Here is a 20,546-nt window from a genome sequence, read left to right on the forward strand (position 1 = left end):
GGGATGACGAAGAAGAAAGAAGGCCGCCGGGGGAACGGCGAGGGGTCCTGCCAGAAGATTCGCACGCTGACGAACGGCGAGTCGGTGTACGAGTGGGCCATTCGCGTCACGCTGCCGAGCGGCGAGGGCAAGCGGCTCAAGGGCCGGGCGCAGTGCCGCAGCATCGAGGACGCCCGCAAGACGATGTGGGCCGCCAAGGTGGACGCGGAAGCAGGGCAGCAGCTCAGGGAAAAAGAGCTGCTGGTCGCGGACCTGCTGGACGAGTGGATGGAGGTGCGCCGTACGTCAGGGGTCAGCCCGCGAACCCTCGGCATTAACGCCGAGTTGATTCGCCTGCATATCCGCCCCCGCATGGGCAAGTGGAAGGTCTCCGCCCTGACGCCGGGCCTCGTCGAGGACTTCCACAGGGACCTTCTGACCCAGACCAGCCTGGGCCAGACCCGTCAAAAAATCCACGTCGTCCTTCGCCTGGCGATGGGGGCCACGCCGTTCGCCGGGGTTACCTCCACAGCAACCCCACGCGGGAGGTCAAGGTGCCGCAACGGACAGAGCAGCGCAGCCAGACCAGGATCAAGACCTGGACCCCTGAGGAGGCCAGTCGGCTGCTTCAGGCGGCGATGGCTGAGCGGACCACGCACGGGTACGCCATCGCGCTGGGCCTGAGAACCGGGATGCGGATTGGCGAGGTGTATGGCCTGCGCTGGGTCCATGTCCACCTGCAAGAGGGCGCCTTGCGCGTCGAGGAGGTGCTGTCCACCCACGGCGAGGGGAGCCGCACCGTCACCCATCCGAAGACCGACAAGTCGCGCAGGCGCGTCCCCCTTGCCCCCGCAGTGGTCGAACTGCTGCGCGAGGTCAAGGCGCTCCAGGCCGAGCAGGGACACCCAGACGCCAACTACGTCTTCACCACACGCCGGGGCAAGATGCAGCACCCCGGCAACGGGAACCGGGTCCTCAAGCGGTTGACCCACCGGCTGGGCATTCCCAGTCACTCCTTCCATGCCCTTCGGCACGGCTTCGTCAGCCTGGCAGCCAAGCAGGGCTTCTCGCTGGAGGAGGTGGCGGTGTACGTCGGCCACAGCGACAGTGGGACGACCCGCCGGGTGTACCTGCACTTCTGGCCGGAACACCAAAAGCCCATCGCCCTGGATATCTGAGCAGTGGCCCGCAAATGGCCCCGGCGTTCTCAGCCGGGGCTCCAAGCTGCTAAAGTGACCTCTGGCGTTGTCGATGCAGACGCCCAAATCTCCCTCCGCACTCGTAGCTCAGTTGGATAGAGCGGCCCCCTCCTAAGGGGCAGGCCACTGGTTCGAATCCAGTCGAGTGCACCAAGTCCCCCGCCCCTGGCTGTCCCGGCCGGGGGCGGCTCTGTCCTGGATGAAGGCGCCCAGAAGCCGCCCAAATCGGACTCGCACAGAGGCCCCGCACACTGAGGGTGTTCCACAATTCAGCCCGGCCGGGTGAAGTCGGGTCCACCGCTCCCGACCTCATGCGGGAGCTTTTCTTGAGGACCGGCAGGCGGGCTCAGGGCAGGTCGATGCTGCTCGCCGCGAAGGTCCGGGCCTGCTCGTTGAACAGCCGGGTCCAGGTCGCACGGTCCACCGTGCCCGTCACGGGAAGGCTGTTGGCCGTCTGGAACGCCCGCACCGTCGCCGCCGTGACCGGGCCGTACCAGCCGTCGCCGCGCCCACCCCCGCTGGGGCGGGTCAGGGCGATCAGGCGGTCTTGCACCGCGCGGACATCGGCGCCGCTCATGCGCTGAGCCTGCAGCCGAAGCGGGCGCGTGAAGGGCACCGGGGCGAGCGAGCGGGAGGCCGCCGTGGTGGTGGCGGTAGGTGCCGGGCGAGGCGTCTGGGTGGGCCGGGCTGTGGGCTGGGCTATGGACTGAGCTGTGGACTGGGGCGCGGGCGTCGGGGTGACGGCCACCGGAGCGGGCGTGGGCGTGGGCCTGACCGTCACGCGGGCCGGGGCCGGGGTCGTCGCCCCGGCGCCCCCACTCTCGGGGGGCAGGTCGAAGTAGAGCAGTGACCCTGCCCGGCCTTCCGGGTCCGGCTGCACGCGCAGATACACGTACCCGCCCGTCGTGCGGACCCAGTTGTAGACGCTGCGCTGACTGTCGCGACTGCGCCACACGCCGTAGAGGTCGTCTCCCAGCGCCGCGCTGAGCTTGCCCCGCAGGGCCTCCACGCTGCCGCCCGCGCCCACGCACTGCTTGTCGGGCGTGCCCACCCGCGCGAAGCTCGCCGGGCAGGTGCGCAGCACGCCGTCAAGTGCTCCGGCCGCGCGGGTGGCAGCCCGGTTCACGTCCCTGGGGGTCGGGGCGGCGAGGGCGGTAGAGGCCAGCAGGGCGGCCAGGAGCAAGGCGAACTTCATACCCCCAGTGCTATCACCCGCAACCTGACGGGGCCTGAGTGCCGGGGCGCGGAGGGTTGAGCCGGGCTTGAGCGGCCCACGTGGTGCGCTAGCCTCTGGCCCGATGACGCCCGAACGCTACCAGAAGATTCTGCGGGTCCTGCGGCGGCGCCAGCCCACGCTGAGTGTCCTGATGGACGAGGTCAACAAGCCGCACAACCTCTCGGCCATCGTGCGGACCTGCGACGCGGTGGGCGTCCTAGAAGCCCACGCCGTGCCCCCCCAGGGTGGTCAGCTCGCTGGCTTTGGGAGCCACACCTACGCCGCCACCTCCGGCAGCGCCCACAAATGGGTGCCGGTACAGTCGCACGCGGACACCATCAGCGCCGTGCGCGGGCTTCAGGGCCGGGGCTTTCAGGTGCTCGCCACCCACCTCTCGCAGCGCAGCGTGGACTACCGCGAGCCCGACTACACCCGGCCCACCTGCGTCCTGCTGGGGGCCGAGAAGTGGGGTGTCTCGGACGAGGCCGCCGACGCCGCCGACGCCAACATCGTCATTCCGATGTTCGGGATGGTCCAGAGCCTGAACGTGTCGGTGGCTGCCGCGACCATCCTCTTTGAAGCGCAGCGGCAGCGGATGCTGGCCGGGATGTACGACGCGCCGCAGCTCTCGCCCGAGGACATGGCCCGCCTCGCCTTCGAGTGGGGCTACCCCGACCTCGTTCCCAGTTACCGTGAACGGGGCGAGCCCTACCCGGCGCTGGACGAGGCGGGGCAGATCGTGGACTGACTCCACGGAGGGCTCTGCGGCCTGTCCTCACCCCGGCGGCGCTAGACTGCCCCGTTTATGTTCAATCTCGAACTGCCTCCCTTCAATGCCGAGACGTGGGCGATTCTCGGCACCCTGCTGCTGCTGGAGGGCCTGCTCTCGGCGGACAACGCCCTCGTTCTCGCGGTGATGGTGCGCCACCTCAAGGGCGACCTCGCCCGCAAGGCGCTGGCCTACGGCATCGGCGGCGCGGTCGTGCTGCGCATCCTGGGCGTGCTGCTGGCCTCCTACGTGCTGGAGTACTGGTGGCTGCGGGCCTTTGGCGCCGCCTACCTCGCCTACCTCGCCATCAGCCACTTCGCCAAGCGCGGCCACAGCGAGGACGAGGCCGCCGCGAGTGCGCGGGGCCGGGGCTTCTGGGCGACCGTGGTGCTGCTCAACCTCACCGACCTCGCCTTTTCCGTCGACTCGATCCTGGCGGGTGTGGCGCTGATTCCCCGTGACATGCCGCGCGAGCAGGGGCTGACCATCGTGGTGATCGGCGGCGTGATGGGCCTGATCCTGATGCGGGTCGCGGCGACCCTCTTCCTGAAGCTGCTCAACCGCTACCCCGCGCTGGACAACGTGGCCTACGCGCTGGTGGGCTGGATCGCGGTCAAGCTCGGCGTGGAGACGCTGGAGGCCGCCCACGAGATCTATCCCTGGGTGCCCACCTTCCACATGCCCCAGCCCCTCTTCTGGACCGTGATGGTCGGCATCGCGGTGATCGGCACCTACCTGGCCACCCGCAAGCCCGCCATGAGCGAACCTGCCGCCGAGCGCCGGGCCGAGGCCATCGTGGGCGAGATGGACGCCACGGTCAGCGACGCCGCCGACGGACGCATCGACGGGCGCTGAAGCTCGCCCCCTCCCGGTCTCCGGGGGCCGCCTTCCAGATGGGGGGTGGCCCCCGTTCTTGTGCTGGGCGGTCTAAAGTAGGGCCCATGAGCGACCTGATGGACACCATTCGCCCCATCGCCAAGAAGACCGACAGCAAGATCCTGATGGTCGTGCTCGACGGTGTGGGCGGCCTGCCCCTCACCGTGAACGGCGACACCGAACTCGCGGCGGCGCAAACGCCCAACCTCGACGCGCTGGCGCTGGAATCGCAACTCGGGGAGGTCGAACTGGTGGGCGCCGGGATCACGCCGGGCAGCGGACCGGGACACCTCAGCCTCTTCGGGTACGACCCGCTGCGCTACGTGGTGGGGCGCGGCGCCCTCTCGGCGGTGGGCATCGGCGTGCGCCTGCGGGCCGGGGACGTGGCCGTGCGCGGCAACTTCGCCTCGCTGGGGGTGGGCCGCATCATCGCCGACCGCCGCGCCGGGCGCCCCAGCGACGAGAAGAACGCCGAGATCGTGGCGCGGCTGCGGGCGGCCATCCCCGAGATCGACGGCACCCCGGTCGAGATCTACACCGAGTCCGAGCACCGCTTCGTGGTGGTCTTCCGCTCGCAGGGGGTGGACGAGGCCGGTCAGGGCCTGGGCGCCAACCTCAGCGACGTGGACCCGCAGGTGACGGGCGTGCCCCCGCTCACCGCCGAGGCGGCCGACCCGGCGAGTGCCCGCACCGCCGAGCTGGTCAACGCCTTTGTCGCCCGCGCCGAGGCGGTCCTCGTGGACGAACCGCAGGTCAACGGCGTGCTGTTCCGGGGCTACAGCGACGTGCCGCATTTCCCGTCCTTCGCGGACACCTACGGGCTGCGGGCCGCCTGCATCGCCTCCTACCCGATGTACAGGGGCCTCGCCAGCCTCGTCGGGATGGACGTGCTGGAGGTGCAAGGCGAGGAGGACGCCCTGGACGGCAAGGTCGCCGCGCTCACCGCGCACTGGGCCGAGTACGACTTCTTCTATTTCCACGTCAAGAAGACCGACTCGGCGGGCGAGGACGGCGACTTCCACGCCAAGGCGAAGAAGATCGAACTGTTCGACGCCCTGCTGCCCCAGCTCCGCGCCCTGAACCCCGACGTGCTGTGCATTGTGGGCGACCACTCCACCCCCAGCAAGCTCGCCAGCCATTCCTGGCACCCGGTGCCGCTGCTGATCAGCAGCCGTTACGGGCGCAAGGATATGGCCGTCCGCTACACCGAGGAGGAAGCGGTCAAGGGCAGCCTGGGCCTGCGCCGGGGCACCGACGTGATGCCGCTGCTGATGGCGAACGCGCTCAAGCTGAACAAGTACGGGGCGTAAGGGAGGCGGCCAGCGCCAGAGGGGAGGGCTCCGGGTGGGCCTTCCCCTCAGCCCTGTTCGCGCACCCAGCGGGCAAGGTCGGACGTGTCCTGAGGCTGGGTCGTGTCCACCCGGCGCAGCGGCCCGTCCAGGGCGAGCGGCGTCCAGCACGCCCTCTCCGGCAATTCGGCGTGGTCGAAGGGCTGGTCGATCTGGGGCCGGGCACCCGAGGCCACCCGCGCCGCGTGCCTGCGCCGCAGTTCGTTCAGTGGGGCCTCGCAGAAGAGTTGAACGAGCTTGGCGCCGTGCGCCCGCGCCAGCCCCTCGATTTTCGACTCGCTCATTCCCCGGTAAAAGTGCGTCTCCAGCACCACGCTGCCGCCAGCCGCCAGCACCACCCCGGCGACGTGGTACATCAGCTCGAAACTCAGCGGCCCGGCCTGGGCGCGGGTCAGCCCCAGCAGGTGGTCGTGCAGGATGGCCTTGTACTCGTCCTTGCTGACCAACGGCCACCCCAGCTCCCGCGCCAGCCGTGAGCCGAGGTGGGTCTTGCCGGAGGCGGGCAGGCCGGAGACGACGAGGAGGGTGGGGGACATGATGGGAGGGTATGGGCTGTCCAGGTCCGAACGTCATCCGAAAGAGAGGGAAAGAGAGGAAGGCCCAATCTAACCTCCCTCTCTAACCTCCCTGAAACCTACTGGCTTCCATAGTTTCCTACCTCCGAGTGCTACCCTCCTGGTATGAAATTGAGTGTTAGCCTTCCTGAGCCGCAAGTCGACTTTCTGGACCATTATCAGCAGCGGCATCGCCTGAGCAGCCGCAGTGAAGTGTTGCAACTCGCATTGAAGTTGCTTCAAAAACGCGCGTTGGAGGAGGACTACCGCGCAGCGGGTGAAGAGTGGCAGAGCAGTGAGGACGCCGCCCTCTGGGACCGGGCCAGCGGGGACGGCCTGTGAGCCAGAGCAGTCTGCCCTTGCAACGTGGTGACCTCGTGCTGGTGAACCTTGATCCGGCTGTGGGCAGTGAAGCCAACAAGACGAGGCCCGCCGTGGTGGTCAGCAACGACCATGCCAATCTCACCTCGCCCGTGGTCACCGTCATTCCCATTACCAGCAACACGGCCCGCGTCTACTCCTTCCAGGTCTATCTCCCGCAGGAAGAGAGCGGCCTGGACCACGACAGCAAGGCCCAGGCCGAACAGATGAGGAGCCTCGACCGCCGCCGGGTGAGGGGGAGCCTCGGCCAACTGCCCGCCGAAGCCATGCGGCGACTGGACGCCGCACTGAGGCTGCATTTGACCCTTACCTGAACAGCTTCTGCCGCCAAACCAGAAGGAAGAAGCCGATGCGCAATGCCCCGGCTCCCTCCTCTGCTGAAAGCTGGTCGCTGACAGCTTCCTGCTTGCTTTAGAAGTCCATCCCGCCCATGTCGCCGCCGCCCATGCCGCCTGCCGGAGCGCCGCCGTTCTGGGCCTTCTCGGGCTTGTCGGAGACGATGGCTTCGGTGGTCAGGATCAGCGCGCCGATGCTCGCGGCGTTCTGAAGGGCGGTGCGGGTCACCTTGGCGGGGTCGACGATGCCAGCGGCGACCATGTCGTCCACGTACTCGCCGGTCGCGGCGTTGAAGCCGTAGCGGGGCTTGTCGGAGTTGATGACGGCGTTGACGATGACGCTGCCTTCCTCGCCCGCGTTCACGGCGATCTGGCGGGCGGGTTCCTCCAGGGCGCGGATCAGGATGCGGGCACCCGTGGCCTCGTCGCCGGTCAGACCTTCAGCGGCCGCACGGACGGCGGGGATCACGCGCAGCAGCGTGGTGCCGCCGCCCGCGACGATGCCTTCCTCGACCGCCGAACGGGCGGTGGAGAGGGCGTCCTCGTAGCGGTGCTTCTTCTCCTTGAGCTCGGTCTCGGTCGCCGCGCCGACGCGAATCACGGCCACGCCGCCCGCGAGCTTGGCGAGGCGCTCCTGAAGCTTTTCCTTGGCGTAGTCGGAGTCGGTGGAGTCGAGTTCAGCCTTGATCGCGTTGACGCGGGCGTCGATCTCGGTCTGCTCACCCTTGCCGTCCACGATGGTGGTCTCGTCCTTGGTGATGCGGATGCGGGCAGCGCGGCCCAGCATGTCCATGCCGACGTTCTCGAGCTTGTGGCCGAGGTCCTCGGAGACGACCTGTCCACCGGTCACGGCGGCGATGTCGCGCAGCATCTCCTTGCGGCGGTCCCCGAAGCCGGGCGCCTTCACGGCGGCGATGTTCAGCGTGCCGCGCAGCTTGTTCACGACCAGGGTGGCCAGGGCCTCGCCCTCCACGTCCTCGGCGATGATCAGCAGGGGACGGCCGGTCTGCGCGACCTTCTCCAGCACGGGCAGCAGGTCCTTGAGGGCGCCGACCTTCTTCTCGTTGATCAGGATGTAGGCGTCCTCGAGGACGGCTTCCATCGTGTCGGGGCTGGTGATGAAGTAGGGGCTGATGTAGCCCTTGTCGAACTGCATCCCTTCCACGACGTCCACCTCGGTGTCGAAGCCCTTGGACTCCTCGATGGTGATGACGCCTTCCTTGCCGACCTTGTCCATCGCGTTGGCGATTTCCTGGCCGACCTGCTCGTCGTTGGCGCTGATCCCGGCGACCTTCTTGATCGCGTCGCTGTCCTCGACGGGCACGGCGAGCTTCCTGATCTCCTCGATGGCGACCAGCACGGCCTTGTCGATGCCGCGCTTGAGGGCCAGCGGGTTGGCTCCGGCGGCCACGTTGCGCAGGCCTTCCTTCACGACGGCCTGCCCCAGCACGGTGGCGGTGGTGGTGCCGTCCCCCGTGATGTCGTTGGTCTTGGAGGCGACTTCCTTGAGCAGCTGGGCGCCGATGTTCTCGAGCTTGTCCTCGAGTTCGATCTCCTTGGCGACCGTGACGCCGTCCTTGGTGATCGTGGGAGAGCCGAACTTCTTCTCGATGACCACGTTGCGGCCACGCGGCCCGAGGGTCACCTTGACGGCGTTGGCGACGGCATTGACGCCGCGCTCGAGGCTGCGGCGGGCGGACTCGTCAAAAACAAGCTGTTTAGCCATGTGGAGTGCTCCTTAAACGTGCAGGGGAAACAGGGAGAACAAGAGAGGAAGGTGCTGACCCGGCGAAAGAGGCCCCGGGGCCTCTCGCCCGGGTCTTACTCGACGATGGCGAGAATGTCGCGCTCGCTGAGGATCGAGTAGTTCTTGCCTTCCAGCGTCACCTCGGTGCCGCCGTACTTGGCGAAGTACACGGTGTCGCCCGCATTGACATCGAGCGCGACGCGGGTGCCGTTGTCGAGCATCTTGCCGTTGCCCACGGCGATGACCTTGCCGCGCTGGCTCTTTTCCTTGGCGGTGTCGGGGACGTACAGCCCTCCGGCAGTCTTCTGCTCGGTTTCCTCGATGATCTCGACAAGCACGCGGTCGCCTAACGGTTTGAGCATGGATGAACCTCCTGTGGATGAGATGCGTTGGGGCTACGGCCGCCCAAGCTGGGCGGCTTTCGCCGTTCCAGACGGAATCCTAGTCGGGTGGACTCAAGAATGTCAACTCTGCGAATCCAACAATCTGAGTCCGGTGCGCTCAAGTGCGGCTGAGACGGCGGATTTCTCCTGTCCCACCTGACGTAACAGATCGGACATATATATGTCAGACCGCATGGTGTAAGCTGAGCCATCCCACCCAGGAGGCTCCCATGCCCAGACCCGACATCCTGACCCGTCCCGCGTTCGAGGCCGCCTTCGAGGACCTGCGCGGCGCTCCGGTGACCCTGGCCCTGCTGGACCTCGACCATTTCAAGACGCTCAATGATGCTCTGGGGCACACCGAGGGCGACCGGGTGCTGCGCGGGGTCGAGCGGCTGCTGTCGGGCAGCCTGCCGGGCGGCAGCGTGATCGGGCGGCTGGGGGGCGACGAGTACGCGGCGCTGCTCCCCGAGACGGCGGCGGAGACGGCGCTGATCCTCCTCGACGAGGTGATCCGGCACTTCCAGATTCACCGCGACCCCCACTGGCCGCGCACGCTGGGTCTGAGCGTGGGGCTGGCGGCGCGGCCCGCCCACGCCCACACCTTCGCCGACCTGCAACGCGCCGCCGACGAGGCGCTGCTGCGGGCCAAGCGCGAGGGCCGGGGCCGGGTGTGCATCTACGTGGAGGGCAAGATGGTCCTCAAATCCAACTACTACCCCAAGAGCCAGCTCGAACGCCTCTCCAAGCTCTCGGGAGCGCTGGGCCGCACCGAGGCCAGCCTGCTGCGGGAAGCGCTGGACGAGCTGATCGAGAAAAACCGGGGAGCGCTGTGAAGGCGAGCGCGAGCGGTCAGCCCTCGGCGGTCAGCCGTCAGGAAGGCTTCCCGGAAGGCTGGCACGCCGCTCTCTCCGAAGCCTGGACCGCCTACCTGCATGGTTCGTATCCCATCGGTGCGGCCATCGTGGACGGGGCCGGGGAAGTGATCGCGCGGGGGCGCAACCGGCTGGGGGAGGGGCGGGCGGTGGATGGGGTAATCAGTGGGCACCGGCTGGGACACGCCGAGGTCAATACCCTGCTGACGTTGCCGGAATTGACGGCCGAGGAGTCGCGCCAGTTGACGCTCGTCACGACAGTGGAACCCTGCCCGATGTGTCTGGGTGCCATGTTGATGGCCCGCATCGGGCGGCTGGCTTTTGCCGCTTCCGATCCCTGGGGCGGCCATACCGATGCCCTTACCGACACCTTTTACCCTCGCCAGAAGAATGTGCAAGTGTCGCGTGCCCCGGAGGAGGTCGAGCGGATGTGTACGGTCCTCCTGCTGACTTTCTTTCTGGACCACTCAATGCCGCGCGAACACGGTTTTTTCGTGAGTCATCAGGAACAGCACCCCCACCTGTTTGAGGCAGCCCTCCAACTTCATGCTTCTGGTGCGCTCGCCGCCCTCCGCACCCGGCAGGCGCCGCTGAGCGAGGCACTCTCCCTCCTGAACGGTGAGCAGGCATGACCGCGCCCTTTCTCAACCTCTCGCCTTCGGAAGCCCGGAGAGGGCGGACGTCGGCCTGGATTGAACGCGGGGACGGGCGGGTGCTGATGGTGGCCCTCAACCGGGGCGGCTGGACCCTGCCCGGCGGCGGCATCCACCCCGGCGAGACGCCGCAGCAGGCGGCCGTGCGCGAAGCCTGGGAGGAAGCGGGGGCGCACGGCGAGGTGGCAGGTGAGCCGTTCAGGATGTACGGGGCCTGGGACGAGGCGCAGGAGTGCGTCCCCCTGCGCCTCCTCGCGCTGGAGCCCAGCCCCGAGGGCCGCCCGGTCGCCTGGGTCAACCCCCGCTCGCTCCCCTGGGCCGACGACGTGCAACTGCGGCAGGTGCTCGCGGCGCGGGGAGAGACGCCCCCGGCGCTGGCCCGGCCGCCGCTCGTCGTGGGGGCCACGAAGGGGGCAGCGGCGCACGGCTTTGCCCACTCCTGCTCGTTCGAAACTGGGCGACTGCTGAGAACGTTGGCCGCCTCGCGTCCCGGCGGGCGGGTGCTGGAACTGGGGGGCGGAATGGGTGTGGGCACGGCGTGGCTCCTCGCGGGGCTGGACGCTGCGGCGCGGCTCCTGACGGTGGACGCGGACCCGGTGTGTGCCGGGGCCGTCGCCTCCCTGCTGGCGGGTGACCCCCGCGCCGAGGCCCGCTGTGCCGACTGGCGGGAAGCGCTGAAGGGCGGCCCCTTCGACCTGATCTTCGTGGACTGCGCCCCGGCGAAAGGGGAGGAGGGTCTGGACGCCCTCGTGGACGCGCTGCGCCCCGGCGGACTGCTGGTGCTGGACGACTTCAGCCCGCCCGCCTTCCTCCCGGAGCGGCTGCACGGCGGTGACTCCCTGCGGGACGCACTGTTCACCCACCCGCGCCTCCTCTGCACCGAGGTGGGCGCGAGCCGCCGCGAGAATGCCCTGCTGGCGACGAGGACCGTGTGACCTTCCACCTGACCCTGTTGCGCCACGGCCGCAGCCGCGCCGACGACGAGGGCGTTCACGAGGGCCGCTACGACTCGCCCCTCACGGCGGTGGGCCGCGCCCAGGCGGGAGCGCTTGCGGTCTACTGGCAGGCCCACCCGCCGGGCTTTGGCCGGGTGTACGCCTCCACCCTGGTCCGGGCGCACGAGACGGCGACCCTCGTGGCGGGGGCGCTGGAATTGCCCGTCACGCCGACGCCGCTGCTGATGGAACACGACAATGGCCCCCTCGCCGGACTGTCCCACGCGGAAGCGCGGGCGAGGTATCCCCTTCCCGAGTTCCGCCACGACCTCTCGCCCCTGACGCGGGACGGCGGCGAGTCGCAGGCGGGCATCCGCGCCCGCGCCCTGCTCGCGCTGGAGTTGATCTGGCGGGGCGGGGCAGAAAACGTGCTGGTGGTGTCGCACGGCGGTTTTCTGAACGCCATGCTGCGCGAGCTGACCGGGGCGCACCGGGGCCGCTTCCGCTTCGGGGACACGGCCTTCGCCACGGCCGAGCTGTCGCGGGAAAGTCATACGGCGGTGGTGACGGGGGTCAACCTCACGCCGCACCTGTGAGTGCTGACACCCTGGCCGCTACTCCCCGCGCAAGAGCCCATACGGGTTGATCGCCCCGCCCACCCCGTAGATGCCGTAGTGCAGGTGCGGCGGCGTGCCCTGGGCGTTCCCGCTGTCGCCCACGTAGCCCACCACGTCCCCGGCCTCGACCCAGTCGCCTTCTTTCAGGTCCTCGCGGTAGCGCTCCAGATGGGCGTAGTAGTGGCGCTGTCCGCCCGGCCCCAGGAGCATCACCGTGCGCCCGCCCAGACGGTTCTCGCCCACGTTGACGACCACGCCCGGCGTCGTGGCGAGAATCGGCGTGTCGCGCGGCGCGAAGATGTCCACGCCCTCGTGCCGCCGCCCCTGGGAGCGGGCCGCGCCCCAGGTGTCCACGAAGCGCTGTCCCGGCAGCGGGTTGGGCAGGCTGCCCTCGGTGGGCGTGGGCGCGGCGAGCAGGGCCGAGTAACGCCGGGCGTGTTCCAGGTAGGGCCACAGCAGATAGGCGGCTCCGGCGAGCACGGCGAGCGTCAGCAGGAGGCGGAGGAAACGGCGCACCCTTCCAGCATGGGGGCCTGACCCGGCCCGGACGGCGCCCCAGGGCACGGTCCCGGCGTTACCCTTCCTCTCATGCCGCCTAATTCGGGCTATGTCTACCGCGAGCGCGTCCCCGCCTGGGCACAGGGGCTGACCGTGCTGGCCTACCTGACACGGGCGCACACCCATTCGGACGCAGCGGCGTGGCAGGCCCGGCTGCAGGCGGGCGAGCTGCGGCTGGACGGCGGGGCGGCCCACGGCGGGGAGGTGCTGCGTCCCGGACAGCGCCTCGACTGGCACCGTCCCCCCTGGGAGGAGGAAGCGGTGCCGCTGGACTTCGCGGTCGTCCACGAGGACGCGGCCATCGTCGCGGTTGCCAAGCCTTCCGGCCTGCCCACGCTGCCGGGCGGCGGCTTTCTGGAAGGCACCCTGCTGACCCAGGTGCGCCAACGCTGGCCGGAGGCGCGGCCCCTGCACCGGCTGGGGCGCGGCACGTCGGGGCTGGTGCTGTTCGCCCTGACCGGGGCGGCGGCGGCCACCCTCGCGCGGGCGTGGCGGGAGGACGAGGTGGGCAAGGTCTACCGGGCGCTGGGCAGCGGCCACCCCGACTGGCAAGAGCGGGCACTCACCACGCCGGTCGGCCCGGTGCCGCATCCCCGGCTGGGCACGGTGCACGCGGCAAGTGCGGCGGGCAAGCGCTCGCTCAGCGTGGCGCGGGTGCTGGAGCGGCGCTCGGACGCGACCCTCTTCGAGGTGGACCTGCACACCGGGCGGCCCCACCAGATTCGCATCCACCTCGCGGCGGCGGGGCACCCTCTCGTGGGCGACCCCCTCTACGCCCCCGGCGGCCTGCCCCGCGCGGACGACCCCGGCCTCCCCGGTGATCTGGGCTACCTCCTCCACGCCGGGCGGCTGACCCTGACCCACCCGCTGACGGGCGAGCGCCTGCTCCTGCGGGCCGAACCTCCGGCGGCGCTGCGGCGGGCCGGGGAGTAGGGGAAGGACTGCGACCTGGCTCCCAGCCTCTCCCCACCCAGCCGCTACACTCCCCCGGTGAGTTCTCCCGCCGCCCTGCCCGCCCACCTCTGGACCCTGGACTCCGGCCTGACGGTCGCCTTCGAGCGCCGCCAGGGGCCGGGATTCGCCTTCGACCTGCGCATTCCGGTGGGCAGCGCCCACGACCCGCGCGGGCAGGAGGGAGCGGCGGGCGTGCTGGAGGAATGGCTGTCCAAGGGGGCCGGGGGCCGGGACGCCCGCGCCCTGGGGGACGCCTTCGACGACCTCGGCGTGCGGCGGGGTGGGGGCGTGGGGCCGGAAGCGACCCGTGTGAGCCTCAGCGGCCTGAGCGCCGACCTGCCCGCCGCGCTGGGCCTGGTGGCCGACCTGGTGCTGCGGCCAGAGCTGCCGCCGGGGGAACTGCCGGTCCTGACCGACCTCGCCCGGCAGGACCTGGAGGCGCTGGAGGAGAGCCCGCCCGACCGCCTCGCGGTGGAGGCGCGGCGGGCGGCCTTTCCGCCCGACCCCGCCTCGCCCCACGCGGGCTATGTCCACCCCGCGAGCGGCACGCGGGAGGGCCTCTCGCGCCTGACGCCGGAGGGGTTGCGGGCCTTCCACGCCGGGTATCCGGCGCGGGGCAGCGTGCTGGGGCTGGTGGCCGACGCCGATCCGGGGGAGGTGCGCGGCCTCGTGGAGCGGGCCTTCGCGGGCTGGAACGGAGGGGAACCGGGGGTCGTCCCTGCGCGGTTCGTTTCCGGTGCCCGCGCCCACATCCCCCACCCGGAGGCCGAGCAGACCCACCTCAGCGTGACGGCCTCCGGCATCTCGCCACTCAGTCCCGACTGGCTGCGCTGGCAGCTCGCGCTGACGGCCCTCTCGGGCGGAAGTGCCAGCCGCCTCTTTCACGCGGTGCGCGAGGAGCGGGGGCTGGCCTACAGCGTGGGGGCCTCACCGGTGGTGCTGGGGGGGCAGGGGTTTGTCAGCGTCTACGCGGGCAGCACGCCGGGCCGCGCCGGGGAGACGCTGGAGGTGCTGCTCGCGGAACTCGGCCGCCTGGGGGCCGGGCTGGAGCCTGCCGAGTTCGAGCGGGCCCGCCGGGGCCTCCTCGCCGGGGTGGTCTTCGGCGCCGAGAGCCTGCGCTCGCGGGCCGGGGGCCTGACCCGCGACCTCGCCCTCTTCGGCCGGGTGCGGCCCCTCGCGGAGCTGCGGGCGGCGGTCTCGGCCCTCACGCTGGACGACGTGAACGCCTTCCTGGCCGGATACGATCCCCTCGCCGGGGCCACGGTGGTCACCCTGGGGCCGGAGGCGGCGGGCCAGGGCACCGGGGAGGCCGCGTGACCCTGCGGGAGCGGCGGTTCCCGAACGGCCTGACCCTGCTGCTGGAGCCCGACGAGGCCGCGCAGACCGTCGCGGCGGGCTATTTCGTGGCGACCGGGGCGCGGGAGGAGCGGCCCGGGGAACTTGGCGCCTCCCACTTCCTCGAACACCTGATGTTCAAGGGGTCGGAGTCGGTCCCGTCTGCCGAGCTCAACGCCCGCCTCGACGACCTCGGTGGGCACGCCAACGCCTTTACCGGCGAGGAAGCCACCGTCTACCACGCGGCGACGCTGCCCGAGCAGGGAGGCGAGCTGCTGGAGACGCTGACCGAACTGCTGCGCCCCGCCCTGCGCCCGGCCGACATCGAGGCCGAGCGCGGCGTGATCCTCGAGGAAATCGCCATGTACGCCGAGCAGCCCGCCGTGCGCGTGGCCGACGAGCTGCGGGCCAGCTACTGGGGTGAGCACGGGCTGGGCCACTCCATCCTGGGGACGCCGCAGACGGTGGGCGGGCTGACGCGCGAGGTGCTGGCCCGCAACTGGCAGGAACGCTACGGGGCCGGGCGGGTGACCCTGACGGTGGTGGGCGCCTTCGACCCGGACGCGGTGGAAGCCTGGGCCGCGCGGGAGCTGACAGGCTGGCCCGCTGGTCTTCCGGCGCCTGCCCCCGCTCCGGCGGTGCCGCGGCATCCCGGCACCTTCCGCTTCCTGCGCGACGAGGGCCTCAGCCGGGTGCAGGCGGCCCTTGCCCTTCCCGGCCTGTCCGCCCGTCACCCCCTGCGTGAGGCGGCGACGGTGCTGGCCGAGCTGATCGGCGGCGAGAACGGCGACCTGTACTGGGCGCTGCTGGACACCGGTCTGGCCGACAGCGCGGATCTGGGGCACCTGGACTACACCGACGTGGGCACCTTTGAAGGCGGCTTCTCCTGCGACCCCGAGCGCTTCGTGGAGGTGCAGGCCGCTTACCTGGACGTGCTGCGCTCGGCCGGGGACAGGCTGACGCCGGAGCGGGTGCGCCGGGCCGCCCGCAAGCTCGCCGTGTCCACCCTGCTGCGGGCCGAGACGCCGGGGGGCCGCCTCTTCGCACTGGGCATGGACGCGCTGACAATGGGCGAGGCCCTGACGACCGAAGAGCAGGTGGCCCGTTTTGAGCGGGTCTCGCTGGAGGCGGTGCGGGCGGTGCTGGACCTATGCCCGCTGGAGGGGGCAACGGGGGTAGGGATGGGAGGAGTAGTGCAATGAGTCACGTTTGCCTCTGCTTCATCCGGGCCTTATAGTGCTGTCACCGGAAATCATGGCTGCCTTCTCAGGTGGCCGTCTGTCTACAGCTTCATGCTGGCGACAGGGCCCGTTGATTGTTCGCGTTCCTCACCGGTATCTTAAGGAGTTCAGATGAAGCCATCGCGTACCCTGCCCCTCGCCCTCCTGACCGGCCTGCTGTTGGCTGCCTGTGGTTCCAGCGCTGATCGTCAGGCTCCCAACGTTGATCTGCAGGCGACCCTGAACGGTACGGCTGTGAATCTGACGGCCACCGTCTCCGACAACGTCGGCGTAACGTTGGTGGAGTTCTACCGTGGCACTGAGAAGATTGGGGAAGACCGCGAGACCCCCTACACGGCCACTGACACGGTGACCTCCGCCCAGAACGGCACCCTGACCTACCGCGCAGTCGCGCTTGACGCGGCGGGTAACCGTGGCGAAGACACTGCCACCGTGAATGTGGCCATCGACGCCGCGCCCACCGTGAGCGTCAGCGCGAGCAGTACGGCCCTGACGCGAGATGCTTCCGTGACGGTGCGGGCCAATGCCCAAGACGACCGCGGCATCACCAAGGTCGAATTCTACCTTGACGGCCAGTTGGTCTTCACGGATACGGAGCCGCCCTACGAAACCACGCTGCCCTTTACCTTCCGTCAAAACGGCGTGCGGACGATCCGGGTGGTGGCCTATGACACGGCTGGTCAGACCGCCGAGGCGACCCAACTCGTGACTGTGGCGCTGGATCCCGGCGAGGACAACGACGTGTTGGAGCGGGCCACCCTGATCAATATTGGCGAGGGGGTCAATGCCCGCATCGCTGGCGTGGCCCGTGACCGTGACTACTACCGCTTTAACGCCCAAGAAGGTGAGCGTCTGCGCCTGACGGTGCGTACCCGGAGCGGCCCCTTTCCGCAGAGCACCCTGGACCCGTATGTAGAAATCCTGATGCCCGACGGCCGTACGGTGCTGGAGCGTGACGACGACAGCGGTGAGGAATACGACGCCGATATCCGCTTCAATGCGCCCCAGGCGGGCACCTACTACGTGATGGTGACCAGCTTCGATATCTATGACGACGAAACGGCCACCGACGACGACATCAACAACCAGTACCGCATCGAACTGGAGCGCCGTTAAGGTCGCTGCTCACCAAGGAGACTGACTTTGAATACTCCGCGTACTACCACCCTGCTGCTCACGGCGGCCATCCTGCTGGCCGGATGCGGCAGCCAGACTGCCCGTCAACCCGCCCCGAACACTCCGGCCACAGGCCAGAGTGGCACCGCTGTCCAAGTGCCCGTCAGTGAGATCGCCAGCACCACGGGCCGCTACTTCGTTGAGTTGGAGGGAGATCCCACGGTGCTGGGTGCTCAGAGTCTGCAAAGCCAGCAGGCGAGCTTCCGGGCACAGGTCGCGCAGGCTGGGATTCGCTGGCAGGAGCACAGCAGCTACCAACGTCTCTTTAACGGCTTCAGCGTCAGCGTGTCGCCCGCCGAGGCCGCACGCATCTCGCGCATGCCCGGGGTTCTCAGTGTCTTCCCCGTTGTGGAGGTCGAGCGCCCGCAGGCCCTGCTGGAGCAGGGAGCTTCCGAGACGCAGGTGCAAACGGCAGCGGGGCTGACCGGCGCCACCTATGTCCGTGAAGAACTGGGTCTGACCGGCAAGGGCGTCAAGGTTGCCGTGATGGACACCGGCATTGACCTCGATCACCCGGCGTTCAAGAACCGTGTGGTGGCCGGGTACGACTTCGTGGGTGATGCGTTCGGCGGCGAGGACGAGAATGGTGACATTGTCACTACGCCCACTCCCGACGACAACCCCGACGACTGCGGTGGTCACGGCACGCACGTCGCAGGCATCGTGGGAGCCAACGATCCCACCAATGGGTTTATGGGGGTCGCGCCCGACGTGCAGTTCGGTGCCTACAAGGTCTTTGGCTGCGAGGGATCGACGAACGCCGACATCATGCTTCAGGCCATGGAGCGCGCAGAGGCCGACGGCATGGACGTGCTGAACATGAGCATCGGCGCCGCGTTTCAATGGCCCTCCTATCCCACGGCCAAGGCTGCCAGCCGTCTGGCCAAGCGCGGCATGATCGTTACCGTGTCGGCGGGCAACAGCGGCACCAGTGGTCAGTACGCGACGGGCGCACCTAGCCTCGGCGAGAACGTGATCTCGGTCGCTTCTGTAGACAACACCAAGCTTGAACTCGGCGTTCTCGTGTTGGCTGCCGATGGGAGCCGCCTGGGCTACGCGGTCGCGACTGGCGCCCCCGATCCCGAAACGGGCCTAAGCCTGCCCCTTGCCAAGGCGCCAGGCAGTACCCCCACGACTGCCAACGACGGTTGCACCGTCAATGGTGTAAGCCCTTACGCCCCGAACAGCCTGGAGGGCAAGGCGGTCTTGATTCGCCGCGGCACCTGTTCGTTCCGCGAGAAAGCGCTGAACGCGCAGGCGGCGGGCGCCAAAGCGGTGCTGATCTACAACAATGCTCCAGGTGTGGTGTCGGCGACGGTCGCTCCCAGTCTTGCCAACGACAACGTGGTGATTGAGATTCCGGTTGTCGGTATCACTCCGGAAGACGGAGCTCGCCTTGATGCGGCCATGGGCTCGACCGTCACTTTCACGGGAGACACCCAACTGTTCCCTAACATCACTGGCAACACCCTGAGCAGCTTTTCCAGCTACGGACCGTCGCCTGACCTTGACCTCAAACCTGACGTTAGCGCTCCCGGCGGCCTGATCAAGAGCACTTACCCGCTGAGCCAGGAAGCGACGGGCTACGCGGTGCTGAGCGGCACCAGCATGGCGGCCCCTCATGCGGCCGGTATCGCTGCGCTGCTGTTGGAAAAGCACCCTCAACTCGCCAGCATCGATGGCAACGCCCGTCGTCTGTTCCAGAACACGGCTGTGCCCGGAAACTACTTCCTGAGCGGCGCGATTAGCCCCTTCGTGGACTTCGTGCAGCGGCAGGGCGCGGGCCTGCTCAACGCGCCCGCGGCGCTCGCGGCGCTGGAAAGCGGTGTCAGCGTAACCCCCAGCAAGATCGCCATGGGCGAGAGTGAGGCGTTCCCCACCCGCACCAAGGTCCTGACCCTGCGGAACAATGGGTCCACCCGCCAGATCTATCAGGTCTACCATGTGCCTGCGCTGGGCATCCAGGGCACGACCTTCGCTCCCCGGCCCGCGGTGATCGCCGCCAATGTCAGCATCAATGGTGAATCGGCCGAGATTGAGGGTGGCGGTCTCAGCATCAGCGTGGCCCCCTACTCGAGTGTGGAGCTGGAAGTCGCAATCACCGCGCCCACGGCTCCGGCCCTGGGACAGTACGGCGGACACATCGTGATGCAGGGCGTGACTGGGGTCAGCTTGAGCGTGCCCTACGGCGGCCTGATTGGTGACTACCAGAACATTCAGGTGCTAGGGAACATCTCGCTGCCGGGCTATGGTCTGGGCAACACGTTGCGCAACTTCCCGGCGCTCTATGACGCCGTGGCCGGGCAAATTTTCTTCGAGGGTGCCACGCCTACGGAAAAGCCGGTCTTTACGCTGCGTGAGGTCAACGTGGCGGATGAGGGCGAGGAGGAGCAACTGGTTCTCGACATTCCGCGCCTGTGGGTCCACCTCGCGCACCAGTCGCGCTGGATCGAGATGGACGTGTTGGATGCCAGTGGTAGCCTCGTGGACACCGTGTCGCGTGACGAGTACGTGGGCCGCAACGCCACGAACAGCTACACTGGACCTGGTAGTAGCGCTTACTACACTTGGAGCTGGGACGGAACCCTCGCCAATGGAAGCGCGGCGCCCAACGGCGACTATCAACTGCGCCTGCGCGTCCTGAAGGCCCTGGGCGACGAGAGCAACCCCAACCATATCGAGACGTACACCAGCCCGGTGTTCGGCATTCAGCGCTAAACGAGTTTGACAGGGGGCCAGGTCGCATAGACCTGGTCCCTTGCCCATTGCCGTCGCCGCAGTTTCAGGCCAGTGGTGCCCGCACGCTGGCCAGCACCTCCTCAATCACTCCTTCCAGCGTCAGCGGCCCCGTGTCAATCACCTGCGCATCTGGTGCGGGGGCACTTTGCACGGTGTCGAGGCGGTCGCGTTCGGTGAGTGCCGCTTCGATGACAGGCACGTCCTCCGGGCGCTCCTTCGCCCGGCGCTCGGCGCGGACGCGGGGGCTGGCGGTGAGGTAGAACTTGGCCTCCGCGTGCGGAAAGACGGTGGTGCCCATGTCCCGCCCCTCGGCCACGAAGGGCTCGGGCAGGGCCCGCAACTGGGCGTCCACCCAGGCCCGTACCTCTGGCAGGGCCGCGACCGCGCTGACCCCCGCGTCCACCCGCGAGGAGTGCAGCTCGAGCGTCAGCTCGCGCTCGCCTGCCCAGACCCGGTTGCCCTCGGCGCGGGGTTCGAGCCGCAGGGAATTCCCTTGGAGATGGGCGAGCAGGGCCGCCGCCTGATGTAGCGGCAGGCCCGCCTCCAGTCCCAGCAGGGTCGCGGCGCGGTAGAGCAGGCCGCTGCTCACATAGGGAATGCCCAGCGCCCGCGCCACGCCCGACGCCACACTCGATTTGCCGCTGGCCGCCACGCCGTCTATCGTCACGATCACCC

22 protein-coding genes and 1 tRNA gene are annotated in these 20,546 nt (G+C 69.1%); 17 read left to right on the forward strand and 6 right to left on the reverse strand.

The window, feature by feature from the left end; all coding sequences use genetic code 11:
• Positions 1-3 precede the first annotated feature (3 nt).
• The 3 genes from QOL99_RS00935 (at position 4) to QOL99_RS00945 (ending at position 1,331) form a co-directional block, all read left to right on the forward strand.
• Positions 4-663: a tyrosine-type recombinase/integrase gene (locus QOL99_RS00935; RefSeq protein WP_285520736.1), complete on the forward strand. Its 660-nt coding sequence runs from the start codon at positions 4-6 to the stop codon at positions 661-663.
• On the forward strand, positions 618-1,157 hold the full coding sequence (locus QOL99_RS00940) for a site-specific integrase (protein WP_285520737.1): 540 nt from the start codon (positions 618-620) through the stop codon (positions 1,155-1,157). The genes QOL99_RS00935 and QOL99_RS00940 overlap by 46 nt, the downstream gene beginning before the upstream one ends.
• A gap of 97 nt (positions 1,158-1,254) precedes the next feature.
• Positions 1,255-1,331, forward strand: a tRNA-Arg gene (locus tag QOL99_RS00945).
• 193 nt (positions 1,332-1,524) lie between these two features.
• Here QOL99_RS00945 and QOL99_RS00950 read toward each other — a convergent pair.
• Entirely contained in the window at positions 1,525-2,373 is an 849-nt protein-coding gene (locus QOL99_RS00950; protein ID WP_285520738.1) for a peptidoglycan-binding domain-containing protein, read from the reverse strand.
• A gap of 103 nt (positions 2,374-2,476) precedes the next feature.
• On the opposite strand from QOL99_RS00950, the gene trmH reads away from it, so the two are divergent.
• The 3 genes from trmH (at position 2,477) to QOL99_RS00965 (ending at position 5,349) form a co-directional block, all read left to right on the forward strand.
• Positions 2,477-3,142 (forward strand): tRNA (guanosine(18)-2'-O)-methyltransferase TrmH, encoded by a 666-nt coding sequence (gene trmH, locus QOL99_RS00955; protein WP_285520739.1) that lies wholly within the window; start codon positions 2,477-2,479, stop codon positions 3,140-3,142.
• A 57-nt stretch (positions 3,143-3,199) separates the two neighbouring features.
• Complete coding sequence (locus tag QOL99_RS00960; protein WP_285520740.1) at positions 3,200-4,018, forward strand: TerC family protein; 819 nt, start codon at positions 3,200-3,202, stop codon at positions 4,016-4,018.
• Positions 4,019-4,104: 86 nt separating this feature from the next.
• Positions 4,105-5,349 (forward strand): 2,3-bisphosphoglycerate-independent phosphoglycerate mutase, encoded by a 1,245-nt coding sequence (locus QOL99_RS00965; protein ID WP_285520741.1) that lies wholly within the window; start codon positions 4,105-4,107, stop codon positions 5,347-5,349.
• Between the two features lie 47 nt (positions 5,350-5,396).
• On the opposite strand, the gene QOL99_RS00970 is transcribed toward QOL99_RS00965, so the two are convergent.
• Positions 5,397-5,924 carry an AAA family ATPase gene (locus tag QOL99_RS00970; protein WP_285520742.1) on the reverse strand — a complete coding sequence of 176 codons (528 nt, stop codon included), beginning with the start codon at positions 5,922-5,924 and terminating at the stop codon, positions 5,397-5,399.
• 144 nt (positions 5,925-6,068) lie between these two features.
• Here QOL99_RS00970 and QOL99_RS00975 point away from each other — a divergent pair, with 144 nt between their 5' ends.
• On the forward strand, positions 6,069-6,284 hold the full coding sequence (locus QOL99_RS00975; protein ID WP_285520743.1) for a ribbon-helix-helix domain-containing protein: 216 nt from the start codon (positions 6,069-6,071) through the stop codon (positions 6,282-6,284).
• Positions 6,281-6,637, forward strand: coding sequence for a type II toxin-antitoxin system PemK/MazF family toxin (locus QOL99_RS00980; protein ID WP_285520744.1), 357 nt, complete (start codon positions 6,281-6,283; stop codon positions 6,635-6,637). The genes QOL99_RS00975 and QOL99_RS00980 overlap by 4 nt, the downstream gene beginning before the upstream one ends.
• 97 nt (positions 6,638-6,734) lie before the next feature.
• Here the strand turns inward: QOL99_RS00980 and groL are convergent, their stop codons facing one another.
• Complete coding sequence (groL, locus tag QOL99_RS00985; protein WP_285520745.1) at positions 6,735-8,384, reverse strand: chaperonin GroEL; 1,650 nt, start codon at positions 8,382-8,384, stop codon at positions 6,735-6,737.
• Positions 8,385-8,479: 95 nt separating this feature from the next.
• Entirely contained in the window at positions 8,480-8,767 is a 288-nt protein-coding gene (gene groES / locus QOL99_RS00990) for a co-chaperone GroES (protein WP_285520746.1), read from the reverse strand.
• A 251-nt stretch (positions 8,768-9,018) separates the two neighbouring features.
• Here groES and QOL99_RS00995 point away from each other — a divergent pair, with 251 nt between their 5' ends.
• The 4 genes from QOL99_RS00995 to QOL99_RS01010 are packed head-to-tail and all read left to right on the forward strand — an operon-like array spanning position 9,019 to position 11,847.
• The gene (locus QOL99_RS00995) at positions 9,019-9,624 is read left to right on the forward strand and encodes a GGDEF domain-containing protein (protein WP_285520747.1); all 606 of its coding nucleotides are present in this window, start codon (positions 9,019-9,021) and stop codon (positions 9,622-9,624) included.
• Complete coding sequence (locus tag QOL99_RS01000) at positions 9,621-10,295, forward strand: nucleoside deaminase (RefSeq protein WP_285520748.1); 675 nt, start codon at positions 9,621-9,623, stop codon at positions 10,293-10,295. Before QOL99_RS00995 ends, QOL99_RS01000 begins: the two co-directional genes overlap by 4 nt.
• Entirely contained in the window at positions 10,292-11,251 is a 960-nt protein-coding gene (locus QOL99_RS01005; RefSeq protein WP_285520749.1) for an NUDIX domain-containing protein, read from the forward strand. The genes QOL99_RS01000 and QOL99_RS01005 overlap by 4 nt, the downstream gene beginning before the upstream one ends.
• Complete coding sequence (locus QOL99_RS01010; RefSeq protein ID WP_285520750.1) at positions 11,248-11,847, forward strand: histidine phosphatase family protein; 600 nt, start codon at positions 11,248-11,250, stop codon at positions 11,845-11,847. The genes QOL99_RS01005 and QOL99_RS01010 overlap by 4 nt, the downstream gene beginning before the upstream one ends.
• 18 nt (positions 11,848-11,865) lie before the next feature.
• Here the strand turns inward: QOL99_RS01010 and QOL99_RS01015 are convergent, their stop codons facing one another.
• On the reverse strand, positions 11,866-12,384 hold the full coding sequence (locus QOL99_RS01015) for a M23 family metallopeptidase (protein ID WP_285520751.1): 519 nt from the start codon (positions 12,382-12,384) through the stop codon (positions 11,866-11,868).
• A gap of 72 nt (positions 12,385-12,456) precedes the next feature.
• Here QOL99_RS01015 and QOL99_RS01020 point away from each other — a divergent pair, with 72 nt between their 5' ends.
• From QOL99_RS01020 to QOL99_RS01040, 5 genes are all read left to right on the forward strand, one after another.
• The gene (locus QOL99_RS01020; RefSeq protein WP_285520752.1) at positions 12,457-13,359 is read left to right on the forward strand and encodes an RluA family pseudouridine synthase; all 903 of its coding nucleotides are present in this window, start codon (positions 12,457-12,459) and stop codon (positions 13,357-13,359) included.
• Positions 13,360-13,416: 57 nt separating this feature from the next.
• Positions 13,417-14,697 (forward strand): M16 family metallopeptidase, encoded by a 1,281-nt coding sequence (locus tag QOL99_RS01025; protein ID WP_285520753.1) that lies wholly within the window; start codon positions 13,417-13,419, stop codon positions 14,695-14,697.
• Entirely contained in the window at positions 14,694-15,917 is a 1,224-nt protein-coding gene (locus tag QOL99_RS01030) for a M16 family metallopeptidase (RefSeq protein ID WP_285520754.1), read from the forward strand. The genes QOL99_RS01025 and QOL99_RS01030 overlap by 4 nt, the downstream gene beginning before the upstream one ends.
• A 150-nt stretch (positions 15,918-16,067) precedes the next feature.
• Positions 16,068-17,072 carry an Ig-like domain-containing protein gene (locus tag QOL99_RS01035; protein ID WP_285520755.1) on the forward strand — a complete coding sequence of 335 codons (1,005 nt, stop codon included), beginning with the start codon at positions 16,068-16,070 and terminating at the stop codon, positions 17,070-17,072.
• A 27-nt stretch (positions 17,073-17,099) separates the two neighbouring features.
• Positions 17,100-19,850: a S8 family serine peptidase gene (locus tag QOL99_RS01040; RefSeq protein WP_285520756.1), complete on the forward strand. Its 2,751-nt coding sequence runs from the start codon at positions 17,100-17,102 to the stop codon at positions 19,848-19,850.
• A gap of 64 nt (positions 19,851-19,914) precedes the next feature.
• Here QOL99_RS01040 and cmk read toward each other — a convergent pair whose 3' ends face one another.
• Positions 19,915-20,544: a (d)CMP kinase gene (gene cmk / locus QOL99_RS01045; protein ID WP_285520757.1), complete on the reverse strand. Its 630-nt coding sequence runs from the start codon at positions 20,542-20,544 to the stop codon at positions 19,915-19,917.
• Positions 20,545-20,546 lie beyond the last annotated feature (2 nt).

The organism is Deinococcus rhizophilus (assembly GCF_030271215.1).
Classification (GTDB): domain Bacteria; phylum Deinococcota; class Deinococci; order Deinococcales; family Deinococcaceae; genus Deinococcus; species Deinococcus rhizophilus.